This window comes from Azoarcus sp. Soil_N_20 (genome assembly GCF_057656155.1).
On sequence record NZ_JBDGKX010000061.1, the window covers coordinates 1 to 501 of the forward strand.

Annotated in this window: 1 protein-coding gene; it reads right to left on the reverse strand. The window is 64.9% G+C overall.

Annotated features, from left to right (window positions below; genetic code table 11):
• Nucleotides 1–501 (reverse strand): haloacid dehalogenase type II (locus AC3A35_RS27885; protein ID WP_487439807.1); only part of this gene is annotated, 501 nt, incomplete at both ends.

The window sequence follows — 501 nt, forward strand, 5'->3', positions numbered from 1 at the left end:
CCAGACCGGCCAGCTGGGCTCGTGGCCGCGCGCGACGAAGACCCGGTTCTTGATGCCGACGTCGTCGGCCGAGAGGTGGTCGTAGCGCATGCTCGAGGACACGTGCAGGATGTCTTCCGGATTGCAGTCCAGTTGCTCGATCATGTACTCGAAGGCCTGCAGACGCGGCTTGTAGGCTTGGGCCTGCTGCGCGGTGTACACACGGTGGAAGGGCGCGCCGAGCTTGTCGACGCTGGCCTGGATCTGCTCGTCCATGGCGTTGGACAGGATCACCAGTTTGTACTCGGTGGCCAGGCGCGCCAGCCCGGCGGGTACGTCCGAATGGGGCTGCCAGGTCGGCACCGCCTTGTAGAACTTCAAGCCTTCGTTGTCGCGGTACTCGATGCCCCAGCGCTTGCAGGTGCGCTCCACCGAATTGCACAGGAGCTGGTCGTACGGCCTCCAGTCGCCCATCACCTCGTCCAGGCGGTAGCGCGCGAAATCGGTCGTGAACTGGGCCAT